Here is a 24841-nt window from a genome sequence, read left to right on the forward strand (position 1 = left end):
AGTTTCGGTTTAGGCAGGACCAAAATATTGTTTTGAAAATAGAACCTTCTCCCCTTTAACGAAACTTTCAGAAAATCCGCACAAAAAATGTTTTCCACCCATAAGTCATATCCCATAAATAGCCATTGATCAATCCAAACAGGGCATTCGTCAATTCACCTACTCCCAAAACTCAATTTTAACTATCTTGCTTTCAGTTATATTTTTTTAGTAAACACTATTCCATTTGATCATGTCTCAATCCTTTAAATCGCTACTTCTTGTGCTGCTCTTATTTGCAGCAGCCTGTAAAAAAAAGAACGGTCCGTCAGATACCGATAATCTCTTCAAATTCAAGGATTACATCAGCTACCACACCAATGGTAATCAAAGTATAGCCACTCCTATCCGGATTGCTCTGGCTCAACCCTTGGAACAGTTTGAACTTACCCAGGAGCTTCCCAAGGAATATCTGGCCATTTCACCAAAGGTGGATGGAATTCTAGTGATTGAAAACGGACGGGAACTTATTTTCCAACCTGCGGAATATCTAAAACCAAATACGGAATACACGGTCGAGCTTAAGTTGCACAAGCTGTTTGAAAATATCGAAAGTGGCTTTAAAACCTATACCTTCAGTTTTAAGACCATTGCCCCGAACTTTAGAATCAATTTGGGGAATCTACAATCCTACAGCAAGGATTGGCAATACCTTACCGGAACCTTGGACGCTTCGGATATGCTGGATGCTTCCAAAATAAGCACTGTGCTCTCGGTAAAACAAGGTGACAAAACCTTGCCCGTAAATTGGGACAACAGCACGGAAAACGCCCAATATTTTAGCTTCAAAATTGACAGTATCTCCCGCAAAACAGAGGATAGCGAACTCAACATCAGCTGGAACGGAAAAACCTATGATATTGACAACGAAGGCTCGGAAACCTATCCCATTCCGGGAAAGAACAAATTTGTGATCATTGATGCCAAAACCACCTCCGCCCCCAATGCGGTATTGACCCTGAATTTTTCAGAGCCCTTACAACAGAACCAGAACCTCAACGGTTTGGTTACCGTGGAAAATGCAGAAAGCTTGCGCTACGAAATCAACGGAAACGTATTGAACGTATACCCATCCAATAGGATTTTGGGCGAAGTTCGCGTCAATGTTTTTCAGGGTATCAAGAGCGAATACGGGTTTACCTTAAAAAGCGATTTTTCCGAGTTGGTCTCTTTTGAACAGTTGAAACCAGCCGTTCGATTGATTTCCAAAGGAACCATTTTGCCCAATGCAGCCTCAACACCCATTTATTTTGAAACCGTCAACCTATCTGCCGTAGAGGTCCGGGTGATACAGGTCTACGAGAACAATATGCTCCAATACCTTCAAACCTATAATCTTACCGAAAATTACAATCCCGATTTTAGGCCAGTGGGCCGAAGGGTCGCCTATAAGGTCATTCCATTGACCGAGGAGGGTGCCGAAAATTCAAGCTACTGGCAGGCCCACGGATTGGATTTGTCCGAATTGATACAGATTCACCCAGGGTCGTTGTACCGGGTGGAATTCAGTTTTAAAAAGGAACATACTACCTACGATTGTGGAGCATCGTCTGACATGGAAGAATCGGTTGCCGACTATTCCTTGGAACAAAGTGCCGAGGAAGCCGATTTGGAGGAACTGTATTGGAACAATCAAATCTACACCTACCGGAACTACGATTACAACTGGGAGGAAAGGGATAATCCCTGCCATTCCGCCTACTATAATTATGACCGTGTAGTGGGCACCAATCTGTTGGGAAGTGATTTGGGCCTCATTGTAAAAAAGGGCAACAACCGTTCCCTTCATTTTGCGGTGACCAACTTGCTCACCACCCAACCCGTTGCCGATGCCAACATAAAACTGTACAATTACCAACAACAATTGGTTGGTGAAACCACCACGGATGCTTCCGGACTTTCTGTTTACGATAGCGATAAAAGCATTGCCTTTGCGGTGGCCGAAAAGAACAACAATTTCGCCTACGCCAAACTTTCGGACGGTAATGCCCTATCCCTAAGTAAATTTGACGTGGCCGGGGAACAACTGCAAAAAGGCTTGCAAGGTTATCTGTACACCGAACGAGGAGTGCATCGGCCAGGCGATGTTATCCATTTGACTTTCGTTTTGGACGATAATGCCAATCCACTGCCCAAAGGACATCCAGTAACTTTAGAGGTCACGGACGCGAGGGGCAAACTCGTGCAGCGCAATGTACTCAAAGAAGGAAGTATTGCTGTTGATGATGGCTTATTTGCCAAAAAGGAAAAGAATTTCTACTACTTCCCCATTGCAACAGAGGCAACGGCACCCACAGGAAACTGGTCGGCCAAAGTGATTGTGGGCGGTGCGCAATTCAGTAAGACCCTGAAGGTGGCCACCGTAAAACCAAATCGTTTAAAGGTTGATTTCTCCTTTGCGGAAGAAGTTTTGGAGGCCAATGCCTTCAATCGTGGAAAAGCAAGCGTCAAATGGCTGCACGGTGCACCTGCCCGTAACCTTAAAATTGACATCAACGCTACCATTAAACAAACTACAACTGCATTTCCAAAGTTTAGGGATTATGAGTTCCAAGACCCTGCCCGGAACTTTTACGAAACGGAACTGCAATGGATTTCTTCCACATTGGATGCCAATGGTGAATTGGACATCAACAAAAAAATCGATATCAACGGGAATGCGCCCGGAATGCTGCAAGCCACTTTTACCACTAAGGTTTTTGAAGGCGGCGGTGATTTTTCCATCGACGTATTTTCCAAGAACCTCGCCCCATTTTCCCATTTTGTTGGCCTGCGTTCCCCAAAAGCCAAACAGTACGGCTCCTTTTTAACCGACGACAACAATACTTTTGATGTGGTTTCGGTGGATGCCCAAGGAAATCCAGCTGCCAATCGAAGGTTGAAAGTACAGGTTTTCAAAATTGAATGGCGCTGGTGGTGGAACCGTGGTTACGACAACTTATCCCGATATGAAAATGCGACCGTCCATCGTCCCTTTAAGGAAATGGACCTCACTACGGGAAGCAACGGAAAGGCCAACTTCAGCATTAATGTACCGGATGAACAGGGAGGTCGTTTCTTGATTCGGGTCATTGATGAAGCCTCTGGACATGCAACGGGACGCACCGCCTATTTTTATCGCAATTGGTGGAGCAGACCTGCATCGGCCGATGCCGAGAGTTCCAAAATTCTGATATTCGCTACCGATAAGGAAAAATACAGCTTGGGAGAGGAAGCTACAGTAACTTTCCCATCAGATAAGGGAGGGCGTGCCTTGCTCAGCATCGAAAACGGAACCGAGGTCCTTTCCCAGCAATGGATAGAGACATCGGCCAAAGAAACCAAGGCGTCCATTCCCATCACGGCAGAAATGGCGCCCAATGCGTATGTGAACATTTCCCTTTTGCAGCCGCACAGTCAGGCCAAAAACGATTTGCCCATACGCCTCTACGGGGTCGTACCGCTATTGGTGGAAAACCCGGCGACCATTTTGGAACCCGAAATCAGTATGCCCGAAGTTCTGGAACCTGAGTCATCCTACAAAGTCACGGTTTCCGAAGCCAACAAAAAGGGGATGACCTACTCATTGGCCGTAGTGGATGAAGGTCTTTTGGACCTGACTCGCTTTACCACTCCCGATATTCACAGTTCGTTCTACGCCCGACAAGCCTTAGGGGTAAAAACCTTCGATATTTTTGATGATGTGATGGGAGCCTACTCCGTTAGTGTGGACAACATTTACGCCATTGGCGGGGGCGGTATCGGTGCCGGAGCCAAAAACAGAAAGGCACAGCGTTTTAAGCCTGTGGTCACCTATCTAGGCCCCTTCAACCTAAAAGCTGGAGAAAAAGCCTCGCATACCATCGAAATGCCGAACTATGTGGGTTCGGTACGGACTATGGTAGTCGCTGGAAATGCACAAAGCGCTTACGGGAATGCGGAAAAAACCGTGCCCGTGCGTAAACCTTTGATGGTATTGACCTCCATTCCAAGAAAATTGTCCCCGGGCGAAACCGTGACCATCCCCGTCACCGTTTTTGCCATGGAACCCAAAGTCAAAAACGTAACGGTCAGTATCGATGCAGGAAAAGCATTGGAAGCCATCAACGGAACTTCAAAGAACATCACTTTCAATGCGGTGGGAGAGCAAATCGTCAATTTTGATTTCAAAGTCAGACCCGCTTCATCCTTCCAAACTATAAAAGTTACCGCTACGGGAGCCGGTGAACGCGCAACCAACGAGACCGAAATCGATGTGGAAAACCCGAACCCCGTCACTACCAAAAGTGAACTGTATACGTTGGAGCCCAATGGTTCACAGTTGATTTCCATGGAGACCTTTGGCACGTCGGGCACCAATGAAGCGTTCATCGAATTCTCAACGCTTCCGCCCATGGATTTTTCCAAACGGATGGATTATCTGCTCCGTTATCCCCACGGATGTGTGGAACAGACCACCTCCGCAGCCTTCCCACAATTGTTTTTGGGCGATGTATTGGACATCACTTTTGACAAAAAGAAAGAAGTGGAGAAAAACATAAAAGCGGCTATTGACCGTTTGGGCAATTTCCAGATGCCAAATGGCGGATTGAGCTATTGGCCCGGGTATGGGAATGCCGATGATTGGGGCACTTCCTATGCCGGGCATTTTATGTTGGAAGCCAAAAAAGTGGGCTACCAGCTCCCTCTGACCTTTTTGAGCAATTGGTTGCGTTACCAAAAATCCGCCGCACGTCAATGGAGCAACCAAAGTACCTATTACAACGACGATGTGTCGCAAGCATACCGATTGTATACCTTGGCTCTGGCACAACAGCCCGAGTTGGCCGCCATGAACCGTTTACGGGAAACCGTAAACCTCAGCAACGAGGCCAAATGGCGGTTGGCCGCAGCCTATGCCTTGGTTGGTAAAAAAGAAGTGGCCCAAGCCATTGCGCAGAAATCCAACATTGATTTTAAACCGAACAATTACAATTACAGAACCTATGGTTCCGTATTCCGAAACCGGGCCATGGCCTTGGAAACCATGGTTATTTTGGGCGACCCGCAACAACGGGATTTGGCGGTTTCTTTGGCCAAAAACCTGTCATCACAGCAATGGTACAGCACCCAAGAAACAGCCTTTGCGCTATTGGCCCTGTCCAAAATGGTGATGGAAAACGGTGGAAAATCCATCGACCTCAGTTTTACCAACAACGGCAAGGAAATCAAGGTGAAAACGGATAGAGCCATAGCCCAGCGAAACATAGCCATCACCTCGTTCAAGGAAGATATCCAGATTAAGAACAATCAGGGCAATACGGTATATGCCACCCTGACCCAGAAAGGAAAGCTTCCCGTTGGTGAGGAATTGGCGCAAGAGCAAAACCTGAGGCTATCCGTGAATTACGTGGACCCACTCGGTAATTCCCTAAATGTGGATGAGTTGCGACAGGGAACGGAGTTTGAGGCCAAAGTGACTATTTTCAACAGTTCGGATGATTATATCGATAATGTGGCCCTGACCCATATCGTGCCCAGCGGATGGGAAATTGTAGATACCTCTTTTGTAAGCGGGGACAACGAAAATACTTCAAAGGCCGATTATGTGGATACTCGGGACGACCGAACTCATTTGTATTTTGATTTGGAGGCAAAAAAATCAAAAACCTTTACTATCCAATTGAACGCATCCTTCTTGGGCACCTATTATTTGCCGGGTGCACAGGCAGAAGCCATGTACGACGACAACTACCAGGCCCGTAACAAAGGGCAATGGGTGAACATAGTTCAGTAAGGTTGAATGAGTGAGTTTTTATCGCCAGTAAAAAAACTGTTCATCGACCATAAGATCAAAATGGGTGTATTTTTCATCATTTTGGTCTTATGGTTGTTTTGCCTGCCCAAAAATCTGTTCAAAGACCCAACATCTACTGTGGTGAACAGTTCGGACGGTGCCCTCATTGGAGCGCGAATCGCAGCCGATGGCCAGTGGCGGTTTCCCCCAATGGACTCGGTTCCGGAACGCTTCGAAAAGAGCATCCTTTTATTTGAGGACGAGTATTTTTACCAGCATCCCGGATTCAACCCTATTTCCATCCTTAAGGCCGTTGGCCATAATCTCACCAAAGAAACCCGAAGAGGTGGCAGTACCATCACCCAGCAAGTGATCCGTCTCAGCCGAAAAAACCAAAGCCGGACGTACTGGGAAAAACTCATTGAGGTGTTTATGGCCACTCGCTTGGAGCTTCGTCACTCCAAAGAAGACATTTTAAAACTGTACGCCTCCCACACGCCTTATGGCGGTAATGTAGTGGGATTGGAAACCGCAGCTTGGCGCTATTTTGGGATTCCAGCCCACGAATTGAGTTGGGGCCAATCGGCAGCCTTGGCGGTTTTGCCCAATGCACCCGCCCTCATTTTTCCGGGAAGAAACGAACAGTCCTTTCTGGACAAGCGTAACCGACTATTAAAAAAATTATGGGAAAAGGAGGTCATTGACGAAACAACCTATGATTTGGCCATTGCCGAACCATTACCCCAAGAGCCCATGCCCTTGCCCGATGTAGCGCCCCATCTCACCGAGCGTATCCGAAATGAACATCCCGGCGAGCGCGTGACCACTTCGGTGTTGCGACCTTTACAACAACGACTGAATCTTTTGGCGGAACGGCATTACCAACAACTCAAAAGCAATGAAATACACAACTTGGCCATTTTGGTACTGGATGTGGAGACCCGAAAAGTACTCGGGTATGTGGGAAACTCCCCTTCGGACGAAACACACGCCAATTATGTGGACATCGTTACCAAAAAAAGAAGTACAGGGAGTACCTTAAAACCCTTTTTGTTCGCTTCCCTGTTGGATGAAGGACAATTATTGCCCCACACTTTGGTGGAAGATGTGCCTACCGTGATCAATGGGTACAATCCCCAAAACTTCAACCTGACTTATACAGGAGCGGTGCCGGCCAGCAAAGCACTTTCCCGTTCGCTGAACGTTCCTGCCGTTCGTTTGCTGCGGGAATATGGCCTAGAGAAATTCTATAACAAACTTCACAAAATGAACATGGAATCGCTGGATAAGCCTTCCTCCCATTATGGACTATCCCTGATTCTCGGTGGAGCAGAAAGTTCCCTTTGGGAAGTGACCTCCACCTACGCTTCCTTGGCTTCGACCCTCAATTATTTTTCGGCCCATTCAAGCACCTATAGAAGTCAGGAATTTAATGAGGCCACCTATGTTCAAGATGAGACGATCGATTTTGGAAAGGAGCAATTTGACCCAGTAGTTTTTGGTGCAGGATCTATTTATAGCACGTTCCAGTCGATGTACGAGGTCAACCGACCCGAAGGCGATGAAAATTGGCAATTTTTTGATTCCTCCCAACCCATCGCATGGAAAACCGGGACCAGTTTCGGGTTTAAGGATGCCTGGGCCGTTGGGGTTACGCCAAAGTACGCCATTGGGGTTTGGGCGGGCAATGCCGATGGGGAGGGCAGACCGGGACTCACAGGCATTACCGCAGCCGCCCCGCTCCTGTTTGATGTCTTGGATGCATTGCCACAGAGCGGTTGGTTCCAAGAGCCTTTTGATGACCTTGTGGAGCTGGATGTATGTGAGCAGAGTGGGTTTCGGGCCTCAGTTTATTGTGATGATGTCAAAAAGGAATGGGTACCCACCCATGGAACACGAAGTGGTCCCTGCCCCTATCATCAGCAGGTGTTTTTGGATGCCACGGAACGGTTTAGGGTAAACTCGGAATGCTATCCTTTGGAAGACATGGTGGCCAAAAATTGGTTGGTACTCCCTCCTATTTTGGAATATTATTATGCGTCTTCCAACCCCAACTATCAACCTTTGCCCCCTTATTTGGAGGGTTGTTCTGCTTTGGAAAACAATTTGATGGAATTCATTTATCCCAAGAACAACGAAGCTGTGTTGATCCCAAAGGATTTGGGCAAAAAAAACAGGGAAATCATTCTAAAACTGGCCCACCAGCAATCCAACACTACCATTTATTGGTATTTGGATGAGACCTTTTTGGGCAAAACAGAAAATTTCCATGAACTCATTTTGGAAATAGAACCAGGCACCTATACCCTAACCGCAGTGGACAGCCAAGGAAACCGGATACAGCAAGAGGTGGAAGTGCGGTATGCTTCTGGGAACTAATTGTTTTTCTTATAAATAGGGGGGGTTGTTTTATTGATGTAAAAACATAGTGCAAAAAACGAAAAGAGCCAGTTGAGTCAGCGCTTCAAAAAAATGTATCTTAGGCAACAATGTCAAACAAACCTTCAAACACAAAATTCTTCTCTCAAATTGTCGATTTGCTACAATCGGCAAGAAAAAATGTGGTGCGTACTATAAACCAAACAATGGTACAGACTTACTATGAAATTGGAAGGATGATTGTAGAAGAGGAACAAAACGGTAAAAACAGGGCAGAATATGGGAAGAGACTCTTGCGTGATTTATCCAAAGTTTTAACAACAGAATTTGGCAAAGGATTTTCAGAGAGAAACCTAGAGCAAATGAGGCAATTTTACCTTGTTTACTCAAAACCGCAAACACTATCTGCGGATTTTAAAGGAATATAGCAGACATCGTCTGTTAAATCTAAAAACGCAAATAAGTAGATGTGAGTAAAATCCTCAAAAATTCCGACAGCTACAACCTTACTTCTTCCGCATAAAAATGGTGATCGGAACTCCCGTAAAATCAAATTGCTGCCTGATTTTGTTCTCCAAAAACCGTTTATAGGGATCCTTTACGTACTGCGGCAAATTACAGAAAAACGCAAATTGCGGGTAAGGGGTCGGTAACTGCGTACAGAACTTGATTTTCACATACTTCCCTTTGGTGGCCGGAGGTGGTGTTTTTTCAATAATAGGAAGCATAATATCGTTCAACTTGCGGGTCGGTATTTTTTTGGAACGGTTTTTATACACTTCTACTGCAGTTTCGATGGCTTTGTAAATCCGCTGTTTGTTCAGCACCGAAATAAACAAGATCGGTACATCTTCAAAAGGAGAAATCACCTCGTGTATCGCCTTGGTATATTCCTTTACGGAGTTGGTCTCCTTTTCCACCAAATCCCATTTGTTCACCAATATTACAATACCCTTATTGTTGCGCTGCGCCAACCAAAAAATATTCTGTACCTGTCCGTCAAAACCTCGGGTGGCATCCATCATCAAAATACAGACATCACAATATTCAATGGCCCTTACGGAACGCATCACGGAATAAAACTCCAAATCTTCCTTTACCTTGGATTTTCTTCGGATACCCGCGGTGTCCACCAAATTGAATTCGAACCCAAAACGGTTGTATTTGGTATCGATACTATCCCGGGTCGTCCCCGCAATATCGGTCACAATATACCTATCCTCACCTATCAAGGCATTGATAAAGGATGATTTCCCGGCATTGGGGCGTCCCACCACGGCAAAGCGCGGCAATTCACTTTCCTCTTCCTTCTCGTCGGGCAAGACTTCCACAAGGGCGTCCAAGAGTTCGCCCGTTCCGCTCCCGTTGATACTGGAAATGGTATAATAATCACCCAATCCCAAGGCATAAAATTCCACGGCATCGGCCATCCGTTGGGTATTATCCACTTTGTTGACCGCCAAGAAGGTCGGTTTATCCACCCGGCGAAGCAATTTGGCCACATCTTCATCCATCCCGGTCACCCCAGACTCTACATCCACCATAAAAATGATGGCATCGGCCTCATCAATGGCCAATTCTACCTGTTTGTCGATTTCTTTTTCGAAAACATCGTCGCTCCCCAACACATAACCTCCAGTATCGATCAACGAAAACTCCTTGCCATTCCAGTCACTTTTTCCGTAATGACGGTCGCGCGTGACACCGCTTACAGCATCGACAATCGCCTCACGGCGTTGAATGAGTCGGTTAAAAAAAGTGGATTTCCCAACATTGGGTCTCCCTACAATGGCTACGATAGCTCCCATCAGGTTTAATTTTTGGCAAAAATACCATTTATTATGAAGAAAAAATGATACCTTTTTTCATCATTTTCAAATGATTATGAGCGACCTGACCAATGAGCTAGTTTTAAGGCCCCGTTTTCGCGTGTCCGTAAAGGCGGATTTAAAGGATTTGGAGGCCACTTTCGATACCGCTTCGGCCCATCCGTTTTTGATCAAACGACTGGACGAACATATTTTTGTGAAGTTCAAAAAGGCGGAAACCACCTTTTGGACGCCTCAACTTCATTTGGAACTATCCTCTTTTGAGGAGCATATCAGCAATATCCGAGGGGTTTTTGGTCCCAATCCTACCCTTTGGACCTTTTTTATGTTCCTGCATTTTGGTGTGGGTACGGTTTTTATCATTTTGGGCATATTTGCCTATTCCAATTATTCCTTGGGCAAGGATATTACGCTCTTTTTGGTAGGCATGTTCCTTTTGGTGGTGCTGTGGTTTGCCCTTTATGCGTTCGGTCGCTTGGGAAAATCGAAGGGAAAGGGACAAATGGAACAACTGAAGCAATTTGTTCGGGAGACTATTGCTCCTTTTGAGCGCGTTGGGGACGAATCCTAGCCATTGTACCCAAAACGTCTGAGCTGCTGTGAGTTGCTACGCCAGTTTTTGTTCACTTTTACGTAAAGTTCGATGTGTACCTGCTTGGCGAAGAACTTCTCCAAATCCTTTCGAGATTCCACGCCCACTCTTTTTAGGGCACTGCCTTTGTGGCCAATAATGATTCCTTTCTGGGTATCGCGCTCCACCATGATCACCGAACGGATTCGGATGATGTCCTCATCTTCCAAAAACTCCTCGGTTTCCACCTCAACGGCATACGGGATTTCCTTTTTGTAATGGAGCAGGATTTTTTCACGGATGGTCTCGTTCACAAAAAAGCGTTCGGGCTTGTCGGTTATTTGATCCTTGGGGTAATAGGGCGGTGCTTCAGGCAATAATTCCAAAATACGGTTGAAGACTTCGGTAACATTGAAGTTTTCCAAAGCGGAGATGGGATGAATTTCGGCATTGGGCAGTTGTTCCTGCCAATACTGCATTTGTTCCTCCAATTTTTGCTGGTCGGATGTATCTATCTTGTTGAGCAATAACAACACAGGAATCTTGCTGTTCTGTATTTTTTTGAAAAAGGATTCATCCTTGAGCGCCTTTTCGCCGATTTCTACCATATAGAGGAGCACATCAGCATCCTCAAAGGCGGACTTTACAAAGTCCATCATGGAGGTTTGTAATTCGTAGGCTGGTTTTATAATCCCGGGGGTATCGGACAAAATCACCTGAAAATCTTCCCCATTCACGATTCCCAAGATGCGGTGACGGGTGGTCTGCGCCTTGGAGGTGATAATGGACAGTTTTTCGCCCACAAAAGCATTCATCAACGTGGATTTCCCTACGTTGGGGTTGCCGATAATATTTACAAATCCTGATTTATGCGCCACCGTTTCTTCTTTTTTCAAAATATTGTTTGGATGCTGCGTTCACCTTGGGTGAAAGATACAACACTGCAATCATATTGGGAATTACCATCAATGCATAAGAGAGATCAATCAAGTTTTTGACCAATTTTAGGGAGGCCACTGCAGCAAAAACGATCATCACTACAAAGAACACATTGTACCATTTTCCGATTTTGGCGTTGGTCAAAAATGATAAACTCTTCACACCGTAGTAGGAATAGGTAAACAAGGTTGACAATGCAAACGCAGCTACAATCACCATCAAAAGTACATCTCCCATGCCGTAAAGAGTAGTTTCGAAAGCCGACATGGTCATCACAATACCACTACCGTCTTCCAGATAGGCTCCGCTCAAAATAATCACCACCGCGGTGAAGGTACATACCAATATGGTATCTATAAATGGACCCAACATGGCTACCAATCCTTCCTTGGCAGGTTCGTCGTTCCGGGATTGCCCGTGGTACATGGGTGCGCTACCCAGTCCGGCCTCATTGGAGAACATGGCCCTGCGAACCCCAACGATGACCAAGCCCCAGAATCCGCCAGTGACCGCTGTATCGAAGTTCCAGGCCTCGACAAGAATCATTTTGAGAGCGGGGAAAACCTCCCCTGCGTGACTTGCCATCACAAATATGACCGCCAACAAATATACTCCTACCATAAAAGGAACAATGGCCGAAGCTACTTTGGCAATTTTGGTGAGACCACCAAAAATCACAATCGATGTGATGATGGCCAAGAAAAATCCGATGCCGAGCTTCCAGTTAAACTCACTGGTCGCCAAAAGTGTTTCATGAGGTTGCACCACGCCCATAAAGGCTTCCGTAAATTGATTGGCAGTAAAAACGCCCAAAAAGCCAAAAAGTCCGCAGATACTAAAAAAGATGGCCATGGGCTTTGCCCATTTTCCCATCCCTTGGGTGATATAAAACATAGGGCCTCCCTGCATGCGACCTTCGGAGTCGGTACCGCGGTACATGATGGCCAAACTGCCCGAGTAAAATTTGATTCCCATACCCAAGAGTGCGGTCATCCAAATCCAGAAGACCACACCAGGACCGCCATCGTGGATGGCAATGGCCACCCCAGAGATATTTCCCAATCCGACCGTCGCGGCGACTGCTGCGGACAAGGCCTGAAAAGAACTGACATCCCCTTTGGCATTTTTGTCATCATACTTACCGGAAACCACGGCAATGGCATGTCCAAAATAACGGAAGGGTGCAAATTTGGAATAGAATGCCAAAAAAAGCCCTCCACCTATTAGCAAGATAAACATGGGCCACTCCGTATAAGGCAAGAGGGAGGATATAAACTCGTTGATTGCGTCCATAAGGTAAAAACGTCGAATTTATGGATTTTGGACGGGATAGATGTTAAGGAAAATGGAATATTAAATTTAAGTTTGGAAATGAAGGGAAAAGCGTTGTATATTTGCCGTCCACATCGCGGGGTAGAGCAGTACCCTTCGACGTAGCTCAGGGCAAGGTACCTACACCGACTGAGTTTTTTATTGAAAGAATAGGTTTCCAAGAGAAACTTAAAACATATATTGCGGGGTAGAGCAGTATGCTTCGGCTACGCTCAGCACAGGGTCCGCTCGTCGGGCTCCTCGCTTTGAAAAATTGAAATACAGTTGCAACCGCAGGCAACATTAAAATATAAACCGCGGGGTAGAGCAGTAGGTAGCTCGTCGGGCTCATAACCCGAAGGTCGCTGGTTCGAGTCCAGTCCCCGCTACTAGAGCAGGCAAGGCCTCCGAGAAATCGGGGGCCTTTCTTTTTTACCATGGGTACAGAATAGGTACAGAATCCAAACTTTTTTATTTTGGCACAAAAAAATTGGTGTTTTTTGGTGGATTATGAATTAGGGAACAAGAAATCAAAGACAATAACCTTGGTAAAATTGGAAAAAATGCAGTTCTATCTAAAGGAAATCACAGTTTACTTGAACTTTAGCGACTCGGTTTGAGCTGTCTATTATCTTTCATAGCAATGATCGTGACCTTATCTTCTTTGAAAATATAATAGACGGTAGTGTTTTTATGGACGACAGCTCGTCTTAACGATTTCTGTTTTTGTGATTCCGGATAAAGCGTTGGAAAATTGGATACAGTATTCTCAAATTGCCTCAAAAGTTCCTCAAATCTTACTATTTCCTTTCCGCTGAACCTTTTTTTAGATATGCTTTAATCTCCAATGCGTTGGATAACGACCTTTCGGTCCATTTGACCTCATACTGTTTAACCATTGGCCAAGCCGTTCCAAAAATCTTTTGAGCTCATCGCCAGACCCTGCTCAAAGTCCCGTATTCCTGAAAGAATATTTACCCTGTCACTTTCTGTAAGTTCATCCCACCAGTCACCTGACTTTCCCTCACTTGAAAGTTTTACCGAGTTCAAAAGCCCTAAAATCGTATCATCCTTTAGGGACTCTATCCAACCTACCAGTTCTTTTTTTGTGGATTTTGATTCTGACATGTTCATTGGAATATCACTTTGATATAAAGTTACAAAAATCGTGCTACACAGCAGATAAAAGCTTTTTGTGAATCGTTTTTTTGAACTATTAATTATTCAGACTGCCTTAAGGAGCTATTATTTCTCATATATTTTATTCCTTTACTTTTTTCCACATTTTGGAGCAGAAAGCAAAATAATTTAAACCATTTGGATACTCGAATAGTTCTGATAAATCATGAGAAGTGTCTTCTATTGTTATTAGCTTGTTTATAATACCATTTTCCTTTAAATATGAATTAATTATCCAACTTCCTCTTCTATCTGCTTCAAGAACAAATCGATCTTCATTGCCAATGTACATCTGAATCCCGATACTACTATTTATAATGCTTTCACGATTTTTGGTAACCGATTCTTTTAAACCTTCAATTGTATAATCACTCACATAGGAAAGGGATACAATCGAAGAAAACTTATTGGGATAGTTTACAGCAAAATTAAGTGCACCTGCAACCCCTCTAGAATGACCAATTATCGAGATTTTAGAGCTGTCCATTGTGCTATTGAATTTTTCATTGCAATATTTCCTTAATTCATCTTCTGCTTCGCTTGTGATCATATTTACATTTTCATCGCTGTACCATTGCATATCACGGGTGTTTTCTCCTCCTCTTAAAGCAATCACAACCATTTCTGGTATGGCTCCAGTTTTGACCCAATGGTTTAGACTGTCCGCAGGCAGGGCATCAACAAAGGAATATTCACTTCCATTTTGACCATGAAGTAATATAATTAATGGATATTCTGTTGAACTATCTTTGGACCAAGTTGGAGGTAGATATACATTGAAATCCACATTTCCCCTACTTTCACTTTTGAAAGAAGCATGTGTGTAAACGCCCGTTTTCAGAATTAATGTGTCGGAAGACTTATGACTAATAGTCTCAAAATCAGGTAATGTTGCACTGGCTAACCTGAAAATAGAAAGTAAAGAAACAAGAAGTATCAATTTATACTCTTTCATCGTTTTTTTGAACTTTGGTTATTATTCACTGAGCTCAATTCGGTTTTCATTTTGTTATCGAATCCCATAGTTCCACAAAAAAGGATTTCTTATTAGACACGAACCAAATTAAAGTAAATATCATAAGTATTGCTACACCGATATTTCCGACAAAAATCCGATAACTATATGGGCTATTTTTAGTTGGTTTTCGATACTTGACTGTTCTATAAATCCAGTAGACCATTAAAAGTTCCAAAATGATAAACTCTAAAATATACATCAATTGAAAATCTGAGTTTTTCTAGGACCAACGATATTATTCAGTTTGATTTCAATTCTCTGATGATACATTAGCAGATTAGTTTAAATCGTTTATTTAAACTTTGATATTGTTGAATACATCAAATTACTAATTCGTTACCATTTGTTGATTCAGAAAATCTGAGACGTCTTCAAAATAATTGTACAGACTTTTATATTCCTCTTCGCCAGGAATCCAACTTGCAAACTTCCAATACCTCCATTTTTGATTCTTAGAATCGGGCGGAATGATTAGAAAATATTGTTCTTCATCAATTCCTCCAATCAGGATGCTCCTCTTTAATTCTTCTCCAGTTTCTGATATACCATCCCTAGTCCAAATTTCAATTAGTTCGTTATCGATATTTTTTAAATAATCAACTCTTTCTATCGGCAGAAAAGTTGGTTCAACATCATTTGGCGCTGCAAACCCATTCGAGATTAATAAGAAATCTTTGTAATCACTCGGAAATTCAACATTAAGCCTTTTTTCCACCTCCGAAATTCCCGACTCACTAGATGGCTCATTACCCAGCCATTGATTATCCACTTGACTTATTGTGAACTCAATATCCTTTAACTTTAATGCCGTATCCGATATTTGAGATAGTAAGCTTTTCATAGGTTGAGCCTTTTATGGATATCGTTTATTTGAACTTTAATTGTTGTCCAACCACCATTCAATTACCTGATTAGATAATAACTCATATTCTTGTTTATCTATGGAAAATCCATAATTAATTTGATAGCTCATTGATATTTAAAACATCTATTTTGATTTGACTAACATTTAAGTTGAAGATGCTCCATTTTTTTTCCGCACAATAGCTTTTCTCCAACTTTTACAAACCCTAATCGCTGATACAATTTACTGGCACCAGTATTATCTAAATCCACCAGTAAACCTAACGTTTTCTTATCTTTAATTGCATATTCAGTGATTAAATATTTTAGCAGATTTGAACCTATGCCCTTTCCTTGAAATTTAGGGATTACACCTAAACTATCAATGTACAGTTCACCTTTTTCCGTCTCAATTTCAGGAGTAAAACCATTTTGGGACCATTTATTTATTTCATATAACACAGGTGTTCTCAACCTAAGAAAATCGGCGCCTTTATAAACATTGACGACGCCTACTATCTCCTCACCGGAAACTGCAACCCAACAATTCTCATATGAATATTGATTTGCCTCTTTTCGAACCAAACCTACCAGAAAACAACTTGCCTTGTCCATTGAGTCCTCCCCAATGAATTTATAAATTATGGTATCCATTGCAAGCAATAAAATATTCGTAATCACTTTTGAATCTTCCTTCCTAGCTCTTCTAATCGTCATGTTATTTTTCTATTTGATACTCAAAAATTTAATGTCTTTTCTTTGGCCGATGTCAAAAACAATGGTATGGTACCTATTGAGGTGCAGGCCAAAAATTCCAAGATTGGAATAATGTGCGAAAACTAAGTTTTAAATGAGTCATACCCTTTATTCACAGTCAAAACCAACAAGTCACATGTTAAACTGATTCTTACCTTAATAAGGTCGTCAAGATTTGTTTTAATTACATTGCTTTATCAATAATTGCAGGTTTTAAATGATATTGCTGATAACATAGGTCAGCAGTATTTAATTTAAATGGACTAGAAAACAATGAATCAATCGATTGCACTTTTCACTTAAAGCAATTAAATAACTACTTCTAAGTTTTTTTATTTTCTGTAATCAGTGGGAGTTATACCTGTTTTCTCCTTAAATAGTCGGCTAAAATATTGGGGGTATTCAAATCCAAGTTCAAAGGCAATTTCGGAAATAGATTTGTTAGTGGCCAAAAGGTTTTGTTTGGCTTTTTGAATAAGCTGAAAGTGTATATGCTCTTGTGTACTTTTACCGGTCAGGGTTTTAAGTGCATCACTCAAATAGTTGGGTGAGACATGTAAAGCTTCAGCCAAAGAAGCTACGGTAGGAAGTCCTGAATCTATTAAATATTTCCTTTCAAACCTATTTTTAACCTCACTCTGAAAACGATAAATTAAACCAGAGCTTGCGTCATTTCTTGTTATAAATTGTCTACCATAAAAACGGTTAGCATAGGTAAGCAATAGTTCTATGTTACTTAATACAACCGACTTACTGTAAGTATCGAACTGCTTATTATATTCCGAGTAAATATTTTCAAAAATTTGTTCCAGAAGCATTTCTTCACTTTTGGAAAGATGAAGTGCCTCGTTGACATCGTAATCAAAAAAGCCGTAATTATCAATCAACTCTGACAAGGGGTGTCCAAATAGAATTTCCCGATGGAAAAAAAGAATCCAACCAGAGGATCCAAAGGTAACATCCCTATCATAGGAAATTAATTGCCCTGGAGCAGAAAAGCCCATAACCCCCTCTTGAAAATCATACTTTTCTCTTCCATATTTCACATAACCATTCAAATTCCGTTTTAACCCTATGGAATAGAAATCATAACTCATGGAAGTCGGATATTTATCTGGTAATTTCGGTATTTCTTCCAAACGAACAACCATAATCAAAGGGTGGTTCAATGGTTTCATACCTCCCATACGTTGTAGTTCAAAAATGCTTTTTATATTGACAACTTTGTCCATGTTATTTTATTCGATCAGCAATAAATTATGCACCCCTCTTGTCAAATGAATTCGGCAACCAGTTTTCACTAGTTGGTCATTTTTCAATTCCCAAAAGTCAATCCAACCTTGCTTAGGGAACTCCTCATCTTGTTTTTGATAAACAGCAACAGCAATAGAATTGCTCTCCAAATCAAAAATTGCATCTTCTGGCAAGGCACCTTCAAAGAGGTATTCTTTGCCCAAAGTGGTCAAAACCCCTGAATCCTTGTCGATTTTCACCAAGGACAAAGATGCATTTTTACGGGCCGGTACAAACCACATTTTCTTAGGTCCATAAGTTCTACGCATATTTGCAACCACAGCGTACTTCCCATCTCGGCTAATGTCAAACCCTTCAGGGCTTAGGCCTACTTTAGTGGTTGATACAATTTTGTGATTACCATTTGAGTTGAAGTTTATTGAAATCAATTTTCCTTTTCCGTTAAAAATTGCACCCATTGTACCATTGCCCCAGGCCACGTCTGTCAATATAAAAAAGTTTCCTGATGGATGCCAATTTCCGACACTCCACCTTTTTGCAACCTCCATGGACTCACCGATTTGTTCAATATTAATTAAAGAGTCTTTTTTATTTATCCGATAGAAAACTAGATGGGTATTGTTAAGATTTACCGCGATAATGTTTTTGGTTGGATGAAATTCAATAGTCCTAATTCCTGAATTGTTATCTTTTTTTCTTAAAATATCAGGGTTTGAAAAATAAAAACGTGACGTTATTTTACCTTGTACCAGAGTTGCAATCATAATTTCTTTGCCAGGTTCCGTGGTACCCGACACCAATAAATCCGAGCTTGCGTTGATGGACACTCCTTGAATATTCTCACCCACATCAATCGATTGAACCAAATTAGGATGATTAGGATCGTTATAATCTACAACTGATACTTTTCTTCCTTGGGGCAAATCTTTCCAAACATCATCTACCACCTGTTCAGGTTTTTCAAAAATACCTCGCGTTTCGGCAATATAAGCTAACTTGACATTTGAATTCCAAGCAATGATTGATGGCCAAGAAATAACGGAGTTAGATACTGATTTTTGACTTACCATTATCGGTTTTCCATTTACCACCTTCACCAAACTTAAAGAATCTTCAATTCCATTTACTTTATTCAATATACCATCCGCATAAGCAGTGGCCAACATATCCGCATCGGATGTTGCAAGAATACTTCCCATAAATGAAGATTGCATTTCTTGGTCCTGAATAATATTTTGGCTGTATCCTATGTGCCAAATAAAACCAAATGCTACTGAAATAAAGATGCCTGTAATAGTTATTTTCGTGATTTTTTTCATTTAAAAAAGATTTAGATTCTCCAACCAATTATTATTCCTGGATTAGGCAGTACCGAATTCAGTTTAAAAGTTTCATCCGCCAAGATTGCTTCACCTTCCCCGAGTATAAATATTGCCCCTAGGTATGGATGAATCATCAAACCCTTCTTGCCCCATGGATACCAACAATAACCTACAATTGGTGACATAAATGAATCATCAACGGACGCTTCGAAACCATTGAATTTAATTGTCCATTCTTCATATCCAATTCGAACACCACCATAGAAACCTTCTTTGTCCATATTCAAATAATATCGTACCTCTGTGCGGATTAAGTAACGTAGCCGAACCTGTTCCAAGTTTTCTCCATTTTTGAAAACAGTTTCTTTTAAATTTTCATTGGTATAGGTAAGTCCCTCTACACTAGAACCAAAACTGAAATGGCTATTTGGTTTAAAGTATGATGCGCCGATTGAGTAACCATCGCTCAACCAATAAGGAATTGATGACTCTATGGATAATCCACCTGTTCCATCTTGGGAATGGATTTTATTATTTAACAGTAAAAACATAAAGGAAATAGTTAATGCTATTATTTTTTTCATGCGATTTGATTTGAATAATTAATAAACCAAAATTCGTACTCATGAATAAGTAAACTGTATACAAAACACGGATGTTTGTATACTAATTCCATAAAAGTGATGTACTCAAAAAAGGATTACCAATTTCTTGTCCCTACATTAAATTGAATCAATGTTTACTTAAGGAATCTAGGAACTAATTTTAGCTAACTGATTATTTGAAAAATTCTACACAGTAATAGGGTAAAAAGAATGGAAGAACTATTAACTAGTTTTATTTAAAATTTAACTACGCAAGCTTTTAAGGTTAGTTTGTACTAAATCAAAAATTAAATCTATGAATACAACAAAAATAGTTTATTGGATTTCTACTGGATTGATGTGCCTTATCTTTTTATATAGTGCGGGCATGTATTTATTAAACTTTAAGCAAGTTAGCCTATTCTTTGACCATTTGGGCTTTCCAAGTTGGCTAATTTATCCTTTAGCTATTGCCAAGGTATTGGGTGTTGCCATTATTCTTATTCGTAGACCTATATTTTTAAAAGAATTGGCATATGCTGGCTTCTTTTATGACGTCCTCTTGGCAATGGCAGCACATATTTTAGCTAAAGACGGTGCTTACTTGATGGCAATTCTGGCATTCCTTTTTATTGCTGTTTCTTGGTATACTGACCGAAAAGTTTTTATAAAGAAAAACTAAAACAATCAACGTAAGCAAGGGCATTAAATTCAAGAATAGTTTTATTTATTTGATAATATTCAGGTTAGTTTTGATAGATAACCAATATTGCGTTTTTGAAAATATTTTGAGTTGGATATTTACAATTCAAGAATTGTAAATATCCAAGAAATTGCCCAAACAGCTAACCCACCTAAACCAGGTTCACTTGATAGTTCTTCAATCCTTTTTAGTCAAAAGAAGTTTTATATCCCATAACTGATGGATAATATTCCAAGAGTAAAAAGTACAATTCTGATAAACTTTCTAGTCATTCAGTTTAAAAATAATGTCAAGCATGAGAATATCACATTCTCCATCTACTATCTTGTTATCGTTTAGTTGAACTTTAGTAACGCTATTGCTTATACACGTTGTTGTGGCACGTTTTTATTCGTACACAGCTTGTTCAGCAATTTCTCGGTTATTTTCTAAATCCGATTTAACGCTGTCCAATTTCATTCCGATTGTCATAAGTGGAACCTTTCCAAGAGGTAACCTAAGTGTGGGGTTTTCAGAATAAACCAAGTCAATAATTGCTTTTGACGCTTTTACAGGATGTCCTTCTTGTTTTCCATCAACTCCTTTCAGTTTGGTTCTAAACGCTCCTGCCGTATTCGAATAATCATCAATTACTTTTTCGGCTTCTCCAAGTCTGTTTCCAGCAAAATTTGTTCTGAATGGTCCTGGTTCAACTATCAAAACCTTTATTCCAAGGGGCTCCACTTCTTGTGACAAAGCTTCGCTAAAACCTTCCAATGCAAATTTACTCGCGTTGTAAATTCCGAAACCTGCAAACGCCTTAATTCCACCATGTGACGAAATCTGTATTATGTGTCCGTTTTTCTCATTTCGCATATGCGAAAGAATTGTCTGTGTCAATTTCAACGTTCCGAAAAAATTTGCTTCAAAAACCTTTCGGGCTTCTCCCATTGACGTTTCTTCAATTGCACCTACAAATCCAACACCAGCATTATTGACCAAAACGTCAATTCTTTCGAATTTCGAGATTAATTTTTCTACATTTCTTTCGATACTTTGTTCATCGATAATGTCTAAAAGTACTGAAAACGCTCTATTGGAATATTTCTCGTTGAATTCGTCAACTTGGGATTGCTTGCGAAACGTGCCGATGACGAAGTCGCCTTTTTCAATTACGGATTTGGCAAGTGCTTTACCCAAACCGCTCGATATACCTGTGATTAACCAAATCTTGCTTTTCATAACTCTTAATTTATAAGTGAGTATAATTTTTCTTTTTGGAAATAGCTTGCTATCAAAAATAGTATGGTCGGTAGCAACCAAATGCCGTTGCCAACAAAGTCATGTGCAACGTGAAAAGCAGCTATATTGAAAATTACAGGAAGTAGTATTAACCAACCCACAATTTTTGTTTTTTGGATAGCTAATAAAATTCCACCAATAATTTCGGCAATGGCAACAACTACAAATAGGTATGTTGAAAACATTGTTCCTATAAATTGCTGAGCAGTAGGGTCAGTTGGTGGTTCTACAGGAATAAAACCAAGAAACTTGTTAAGTCCAAAAACGACCATTAAAACTGCCAGCAGCCAATTTGAGATGTTTTGAATTGAGTTTTTCATTTTGACACATTTTTTAAATGGTTAATTATTTCAGAAGCCTCAACACGGTTTCTGTAATCGCCACCTAATGATTTTGCGAAAGAAACGGTTGAATCCTTTTCGATGACGAATACCGCAGGTATTGGCAATTCTCTTGAATCGTCCGAATAGTGAGCGTCAAAATCAAACCCGAGTTCAGTCATGGTATTTACTGGTGCATCGGCATTTTTGAATACGGTTGTATATTGTCTTGCCACCATATTACCATTGTCGCTCAAAACCTCAAAGTTGAGTTCATTTTTTTCTTTTACGTTTAGAGATTCATCTGGCGTTTGTGACGATATTGCAACTAATTCTGCTCCTAAATCGTGAATCTCGTCCAACGACTTTTGATAATGTGATAATTGCAAATTGCAGTAAGGACACCACGAGCCTCTGTAGAAGGTAAGGACGACTTTTTCTTTTTTTAGCAACTCTGAAAGTCTTACGGTTTTGTCTTTGGCATTTGTAAGAGAAAAATCGGGTGCTTTCTCGCCCTCTTGCAATTTCAGAATGGAATTGTGGTTTACTTGAAGACTTTCTGCATCGTTGTCAAATATTGCGAGTGCCTCTTTTGGAAGCATATTTCCTAAATTATCTCGCAAGTCTTTTAAGTTTTCTTGATAGGATTTTTTTTCTGTGTTCATTTTAATTTGTTTTTTGTGAAGTCAAAATCGACACTACAAAGGTGTGGCAATGTGCCAGCTTCAAAAATGAACTGGATTAGGAAATAGTCTTGAAGTAGATTAAGATTTTGAAGCGAGGTCTCTCCTTATCTTAGAAAGAAATTCGGGTGTAAAGCCTAAATATGAAGCGATCACTTTTTGCGGTACACGCTTAATCATATTTGGATAGCGATTGAGTAATTCCAAGTAGCGTTCTTCTGCTGTTAAGCTCAAATTGGATAATGCACGCTTTCTTGAAAAAGCAAATGCTCTCTCCGTTGTAATTCTAAAATATTCGCTCAAGGCGTGGATTTCTTTGCAAAGTCCTTCTATATCGTCATAGGTCATTTGAAGTATGGTTGAATCTTCTAAAGCTTCTACAAAAAGGGTTGCGGGTGTCTGTGTTATGTAGCTGTAAAAATCACTTACAAACCAATCCTCAAGTGCAATTTGAACGGTGTGTTCTTTGCCTTCGTCATCTATAATATAAGAACGAAATGCTCCTTTCACAACGTAGTTTCGGTATTGACAAACGTAATTCGGTTGGTCAATAAACTGTCGTTTTTTGACTTTCGTAGTTCGGATTATGCCAATAAATTTTTCCGTTTCCTCTTTGGTAAGAGTAACGTGTTTACCAATGTTTTCTAATATGCCTTCGTATTGTTTCAATGTTTTTTCAAATGTGCCACAACTTGTTTATATAAACACAAAATACATCTATATACATCAAAAATGGAATTAAATCGATGTATTTGATTATCTTCTATATGATCCCAACTTTCCCGAAAGCCCCCTATGCCTTAAATACTTGTAATAAGTGGCCTTGGAAATGCTCAATCGTTCACATATTTCGGTGACGGTCAACACGCCGTCATTGAAATACTCCTCACAAAGTACAGCTTTTTGTTGATTTTTCTTACTTAACCCCTTTGGAGCTCCCAAAATCTTCCCTCTTCTTCTTGCTGATTCCAAGCCAGCTTTGGTCCGTTCTATGATGATATCCCTTCCCAATTGTGCCAAGGCTGCAAATATGTTGATGATGAATTCCGAATGTGAAGACTTCTCCGTAGTATCTATGAAAGGTTCTGTGATACTCCTGAAACGAACTCCCTTTCCCTTTAACTTTGTAATAAGCTTGGTAAAATGAATCAGGCTTCTGGCCAGTCTGTCCAATTTTCATACAACGATTGTATCACCCTCTCTAACATATCTCAAAAGCTTGCTTAAACTCTTTCGTTCTTCCCTGGTACTCGATACTTTATCCGTGTAAATGTTCTTTTGTGGAATCCCTTCTTTGAGCAGTGCATCCAACTGAAGATCCAACCTTTGTTCCATGGCACTCACCCGCGCATATCCAAAAACCATAACCTGAAAGTTTAAATAAACGGTAGAATGTAAACTATTTATTTAGTACGGTGAAATGAACTTTAACAAACCAGCGGACTCGTTTTGCACTGAAAGTTCAATAAAACGGTGGTTAAAAAAACCTCTCATAAATCAGAAATCGATATAATGGCGAACGCAACGCAGTGGAGTGCTGCAAGCCCCAAATCTTGCCAAACTAACCTTACTGAGCGAGGCAATTTTATCTATTAATCCGGTATACTCTTCTCATCATTCGAAGTGATCCAATGGTCTGTTGCCTCAATTTTATATCGTTCCAATCTCCATTCCGTTATTTTAAGCTTTAGATTGCTTTTCCATAGGTGCGATTTTGTTTTTTAGTGAATTTGCGCCAATTTTTTCGTCAAAAATTTCCAGTGTTTACTGGGCCTGCCAAAGGATTTACTGTAGATTTCGGAAAAGTCTACTGTAGCCCCTGATTTTGTGCAGGATTTCAAAATTTGTTCAATTGACTGGTTTTCAACTTGTTGAAGACCCGAAAACAACCGTGATGGCGCAATTTGCGCATCACCCTCTTGCTATTCGTTTTTTCACGCGAGCGTGAAAACCCAAATACCTTTCTTTGGTGTATAGAGTATCAATTAACTAAGTGGTTGTTGTTTCCTTAGAGCAGTTAACTGAACTTGTCTTTCCGAACAGGGCAAAAAACCGATAGGAACCAAGCGCAAAAG

The 24841-nt window shown here is 41.1% G+C and carries 19 protein-coding genes, 1 tRNA gene and 1 pseudogene; 6 read left to right on the forward strand and 15 right to left on the reverse strand.

Annotated elements, in window-relative coordinates:
- The first annotated feature begins 232 nt into the window (after positions 1-232).
- The 3 genes from ABNE31_RS00295 to ABNE31_RS00305 all read left to right on the forward strand — a co-directional run bounded on the left by ABNE31_RS00295 (position 233) and on the right by ABNE31_RS00305 (position 8601).
- On the forward strand, positions 233-5794 hold the full coding sequence (locus ABNE31_RS00295) for an MG2 domain-containing protein (protein ID WP_349351952.1): 5562 nt from the start codon (positions 233-235) through the stop codon (positions 5792-5794).
- Between the two features lie 6 nt (positions 5795-5800).
- Positions 5801-8173, forward strand: coding sequence for a penicillin-binding protein 1C (gene pbpC / locus ABNE31_RS00300; RefSeq protein WP_349351953.1), 2373 nt, complete (start codon positions 5801-5803; stop codon positions 8171-8173).
- 110 nt (positions 8174-8283) lie between these two features.
- Positions 8284-8601 carry a DUF1016 N-terminal domain-containing protein gene (locus tag ABNE31_RS00305; RefSeq protein WP_349351954.1) on the forward strand — a complete coding sequence of 106 codons (318 nt, stop codon included), beginning with the start codon at positions 8284-8286 and terminating at the stop codon, positions 8599-8601.
- Between the two features lie 78 nt (positions 8602-8679).
- On the opposite strand, the gene der is transcribed toward ABNE31_RS00305, so the two are convergent.
- Complete coding sequence (gene der / locus ABNE31_RS00310) at positions 8680-9981, reverse strand: ribosome biogenesis GTPase Der (protein ID WP_179385676.1); 1302 nt, start codon at positions 9979-9981, stop codon at positions 8680-8682.
- Positions 9982-10057: 76 nt separating this feature from the next.
- Between der and ABNE31_RS00315 the strand changes: the two genes are divergently transcribed.
- Complete coding sequence (locus ABNE31_RS00315) at positions 10058-10573, forward strand: GTP-binding protein (RefSeq protein ID WP_293280300.1); 516 nt, start codon at positions 10058-10060, stop codon at positions 10571-10573.
- Here ABNE31_RS00315 and era read toward each other — a convergent pair.
- Positions 10570-11451 carry a GTPase Era gene (gene era / locus ABNE31_RS00320; protein WP_293287097.1) on the reverse strand — a complete coding sequence of 294 codons (882 nt, stop codon included), beginning with the start codon at positions 11449-11451 and terminating at the stop codon, positions 10570-10572. The genes ABNE31_RS00315 and era overlap by 4 nt on opposite strands.
- Positions 11441-12805, reverse strand: coding sequence for an amino acid carrier protein (locus ABNE31_RS00325; RefSeq protein WP_293287004.1), 1365 nt, complete (start codon positions 12803-12805; stop codon positions 11441-11443). Before ABNE31_RS00325 ends, era begins: the two co-directional genes overlap by 11 nt.
- Positions 12806-13139: 334 nt before the next feature.
- Between ABNE31_RS00325 and ABNE31_RS00330 the strand changes: the two genes are divergently transcribed.
- Positions 13140-13212: transfer RNA gene (locus ABNE31_RS00330), tRNA-Met, on the forward strand.
- Between the two features lie 502 nt (positions 13213-13714).
- Here ABNE31_RS00330 and ABNE31_RS00335 read toward each other — a convergent pair.
- From ABNE31_RS00335 to ABNE31_RS00365, 7 genes are all read right to left on the reverse strand, one after another.
- Positions 13715-13951, reverse strand: a complete 237-nt coding sequence (locus ABNE31_RS00335) for a hypothetical protein (RefSeq protein ID WP_252080629.1) — start codon at positions 13949-13951, stop codon at positions 13715-13717.
- 133 nt (positions 13952-14084) lie between these two features.
- Positions 14085-14957 carry an alpha/beta hydrolase-fold protein gene (locus ABNE31_RS00340; protein ID WP_252080630.1) on the reverse strand — a complete coding sequence of 291 codons (873 nt, stop codon included), beginning with the start codon at positions 14955-14957 and terminating at the stop codon, positions 14085-14087.
- A 391-nt stretch (positions 14958-15348) separates the two neighbouring features.
- Positions 15349-15861 carry an SMI1/KNR4 family protein gene (locus ABNE31_RS00345; protein ID WP_252080631.1) on the reverse strand — a complete coding sequence of 171 codons (513 nt, stop codon included), beginning with the start codon at positions 15859-15861 and terminating at the stop codon, positions 15349-15351.
- A 161-nt stretch (positions 15862-16022) separates the two neighbouring features.
- On the reverse strand, positions 16023-16580 hold the full coding sequence (locus tag ABNE31_RS00350; RefSeq protein WP_252080632.1) for an N-acetyltransferase: 558 nt from the start codon (positions 16578-16580) through the stop codon (positions 16023-16025).
- Positions 16581-16951: 371 nt separating this feature from the next.
- Complete coding sequence (locus tag ABNE31_RS00355; RefSeq protein WP_252080633.1) at positions 16952-17851, reverse strand: helix-turn-helix transcriptional regulator; 900 nt, start codon at positions 17849-17851, stop codon at positions 16952-16954.
- Positions 17852-17857: 6 nt separating this feature from the next.
- Positions 17858-19192, reverse strand: coding sequence for a hypothetical protein (locus tag ABNE31_RS00360; RefSeq protein WP_252080634.1), 1335 nt, complete (start codon positions 19190-19192; stop codon positions 17858-17860).
- A gap of 11 nt (positions 19193-19203) precedes the next feature.
- Complete coding sequence (locus ABNE31_RS00365; RefSeq protein ID WP_252080635.1) at positions 19204-19779, reverse strand: hypothetical protein; 576 nt, start codon at positions 19777-19779, stop codon at positions 19204-19206.
- Between the two features lie 316 nt (positions 19780-20095).
- Here ABNE31_RS00365 and ABNE31_RS00370 point away from each other — a divergent pair, with 316 nt between their 5' ends.
- Positions 20096-20461 (forward strand): DoxX family protein, encoded by a 366-nt coding sequence (locus ABNE31_RS00370; RefSeq protein WP_252080636.1) that lies wholly within the window; start codon positions 20096-20098, stop codon positions 20459-20461.
- A gap of 408 nt (positions 20462-20869) precedes the next feature.
- Here ABNE31_RS00370 and ABNE31_RS00375 read toward each other — a convergent pair whose 3' ends face one another.
- The 5 genes and pseudogenes from ABNE31_RS00375 to ABNE31_RS00395 all read right to left on the reverse strand — a co-directional run bounded on the left by ABNE31_RS00375 (position 20870) and on the right by ABNE31_RS00395 (position 24131).
- Positions 20870-21703, reverse strand: a complete 834-nt coding sequence (locus tag ABNE31_RS00375; protein ID WP_252080637.1) for an oxidoreductase — start codon at positions 21701-21703, stop codon at positions 20870-20872.
- A gap of 5 nt (positions 21704-21708) precedes the next feature.
- On the reverse strand, positions 21709-22083 hold the full coding sequence (locus ABNE31_RS00380; RefSeq protein ID WP_252080638.1) for a hypothetical protein: 375 nt from the start codon (positions 22081-22083) through the stop codon (positions 21709-21711).
- Positions 22080-22748: a peroxiredoxin-like family protein gene (locus ABNE31_RS00385; protein WP_252080639.1), complete on the reverse strand. Its 669-nt coding sequence runs from the start codon at positions 22746-22748 to the stop codon at positions 22080-22082. Before ABNE31_RS00385 ends, ABNE31_RS00380 begins: the two co-directional genes overlap by 4 nt.
- 99 nt (positions 22749-22847) lie before the next feature.
- Positions 22848-23435, reverse strand: coding sequence for a Crp/Fnr family transcriptional regulator (locus ABNE31_RS00390; RefSeq protein WP_252080640.1), 588 nt, complete (start codon positions 23433-23435; stop codon positions 22848-22850).
- A gap of 87 nt (positions 23436-23522) precedes the next feature.
- Positions 23523-24131 (reverse strand): annotated as a pseudogene (locus ABNE31_RS00395) (recombinase family protein).
- Positions 24132-24841: the final 710 nt, after the last annotated feature.

The organism is Flagellimonas sp. MMG031, from assembly GCF_040112705.1.
GTDB lineage: Bacteria > Bacteroidota > Bacteroidia > Flavobacteriales > Flavobacteriaceae > Flagellimonas.

What these genes read in the sequence shown, in the direction of transcription:
- ABNE31_RS00295 (WP_349351952.1), top strand. Translation starts at nt 233, where the DNA reads ATGTCTCAATCCTTTAAATCGCTACTTCTTGTGCTGCTCTTATTTGCA.
- pbpC (WP_349351953.1), top strand. Translation starts at nt 5,801, where the DNA reads ATGAGTGAGTTTTTATCGCCAGTAAAAAAACTGTTCATCGACCATAAG.
- ABNE31_RS00305 (WP_349351954.1), top strand. Translation starts at nt 8,284, where the DNA reads ATGTCAAACAAACCTTCAAACACAAAATTCTTCTCTCAAATTGTCGAT.
- der (WP_179385676.1), bottom strand. Translation starts at nt 9,981, where the DNA reads ATGGGAGCTATCGTAGCCATTGTAGGGAGACCCAATGTTGGGAAATCC.
- ABNE31_RS00315 (WP_293280300.1), top strand. Translation starts at nt 10,058, where the DNA reads ATGAGCGACCTGACCAATGAGCTAGTTTTAAGGCCCCGTTTTCGCGTG.
- ABNE31_RS00325 (WP_293287004.1), bottom strand. Translation starts at nt 12,805, where the DNA reads ATGGACGCAATCAACGAGTTTATATCCTCCCTCTTGCCTTATACGGAG.
- ABNE31_RS00335 (WP_252080629.1), bottom strand. Translation starts at nt 13,951, where the DNA reads ATGTCAGAATCAAAATCCACAAAAAAAGAACTGGTAGGTTGGATAGAG.
- ABNE31_RS00340 (WP_252080630.1), bottom strand. Translation starts at nt 14,957, where the DNA reads ATGAAAGAGTATAAATTGATACTTCTTGTTTCTTTACTTTCTATTTTC.
- ABNE31_RS00345 (WP_252080631.1), bottom strand. Translation starts at nt 15,861, where the DNA reads ATGAAAAGCTTACTATCTCAAATATCGGATACGGCATTAAAGTTAAAG.
- ABNE31_RS00350 (WP_252080632.1), bottom strand. Translation starts at nt 16,580, where the DNA reads ATGACGATTAGAAGAGCTAGGAAGGAAGATTCAAAAGTGATTACGAAT.
- ABNE31_RS00355 (WP_252080633.1), bottom strand. Translation starts at nt 17,851, where the DNA reads ATGGACAAAGTTGTCAATATAAAAAGCATTTTTGAACTACAACGTATG.
- ABNE31_RS00360 (WP_252080634.1), bottom strand. Translation starts at nt 19,192, where the DNA reads ATGAAAAAAATCACGAAAATAACTATTACAGGCATCTTTATTTCAGTA.
- ABNE31_RS00365 (WP_252080635.1), bottom strand. Translation starts at nt 19,779, where the DNA reads ATGAAAAAAATAATAGCATTAACTATTTCCTTTATGTTTTTACTGTTA.
- ABNE31_RS00370 (WP_252080636.1), top strand. Translation starts at nt 20,096, where the DNA reads ATGAATACAACAAAAATAGTTTATTGGATTTCTACTGGATTGATGTGC.
- ABNE31_RS00375 (WP_252080637.1), bottom strand. Translation starts at nt 21,703, where the DNA reads ATGAAAAGCAAGATTTGGTTAATCACAGGTATATCGAGCGGTTTGGGT.
- ABNE31_RS00380 (WP_252080638.1), bottom strand. Translation starts at nt 22,083, where the DNA reads ATGAAAAACTCAATTCAAAACATCTCAAATTGGCTGCTGGCAGTTTTA.
- ABNE31_RS00385 (WP_252080639.1), bottom strand. Translation starts at nt 22,748, where the DNA reads ATGAACACAGAAAAAAAATCCTATCAAGAAAACTTAAAAGACTTGCGA.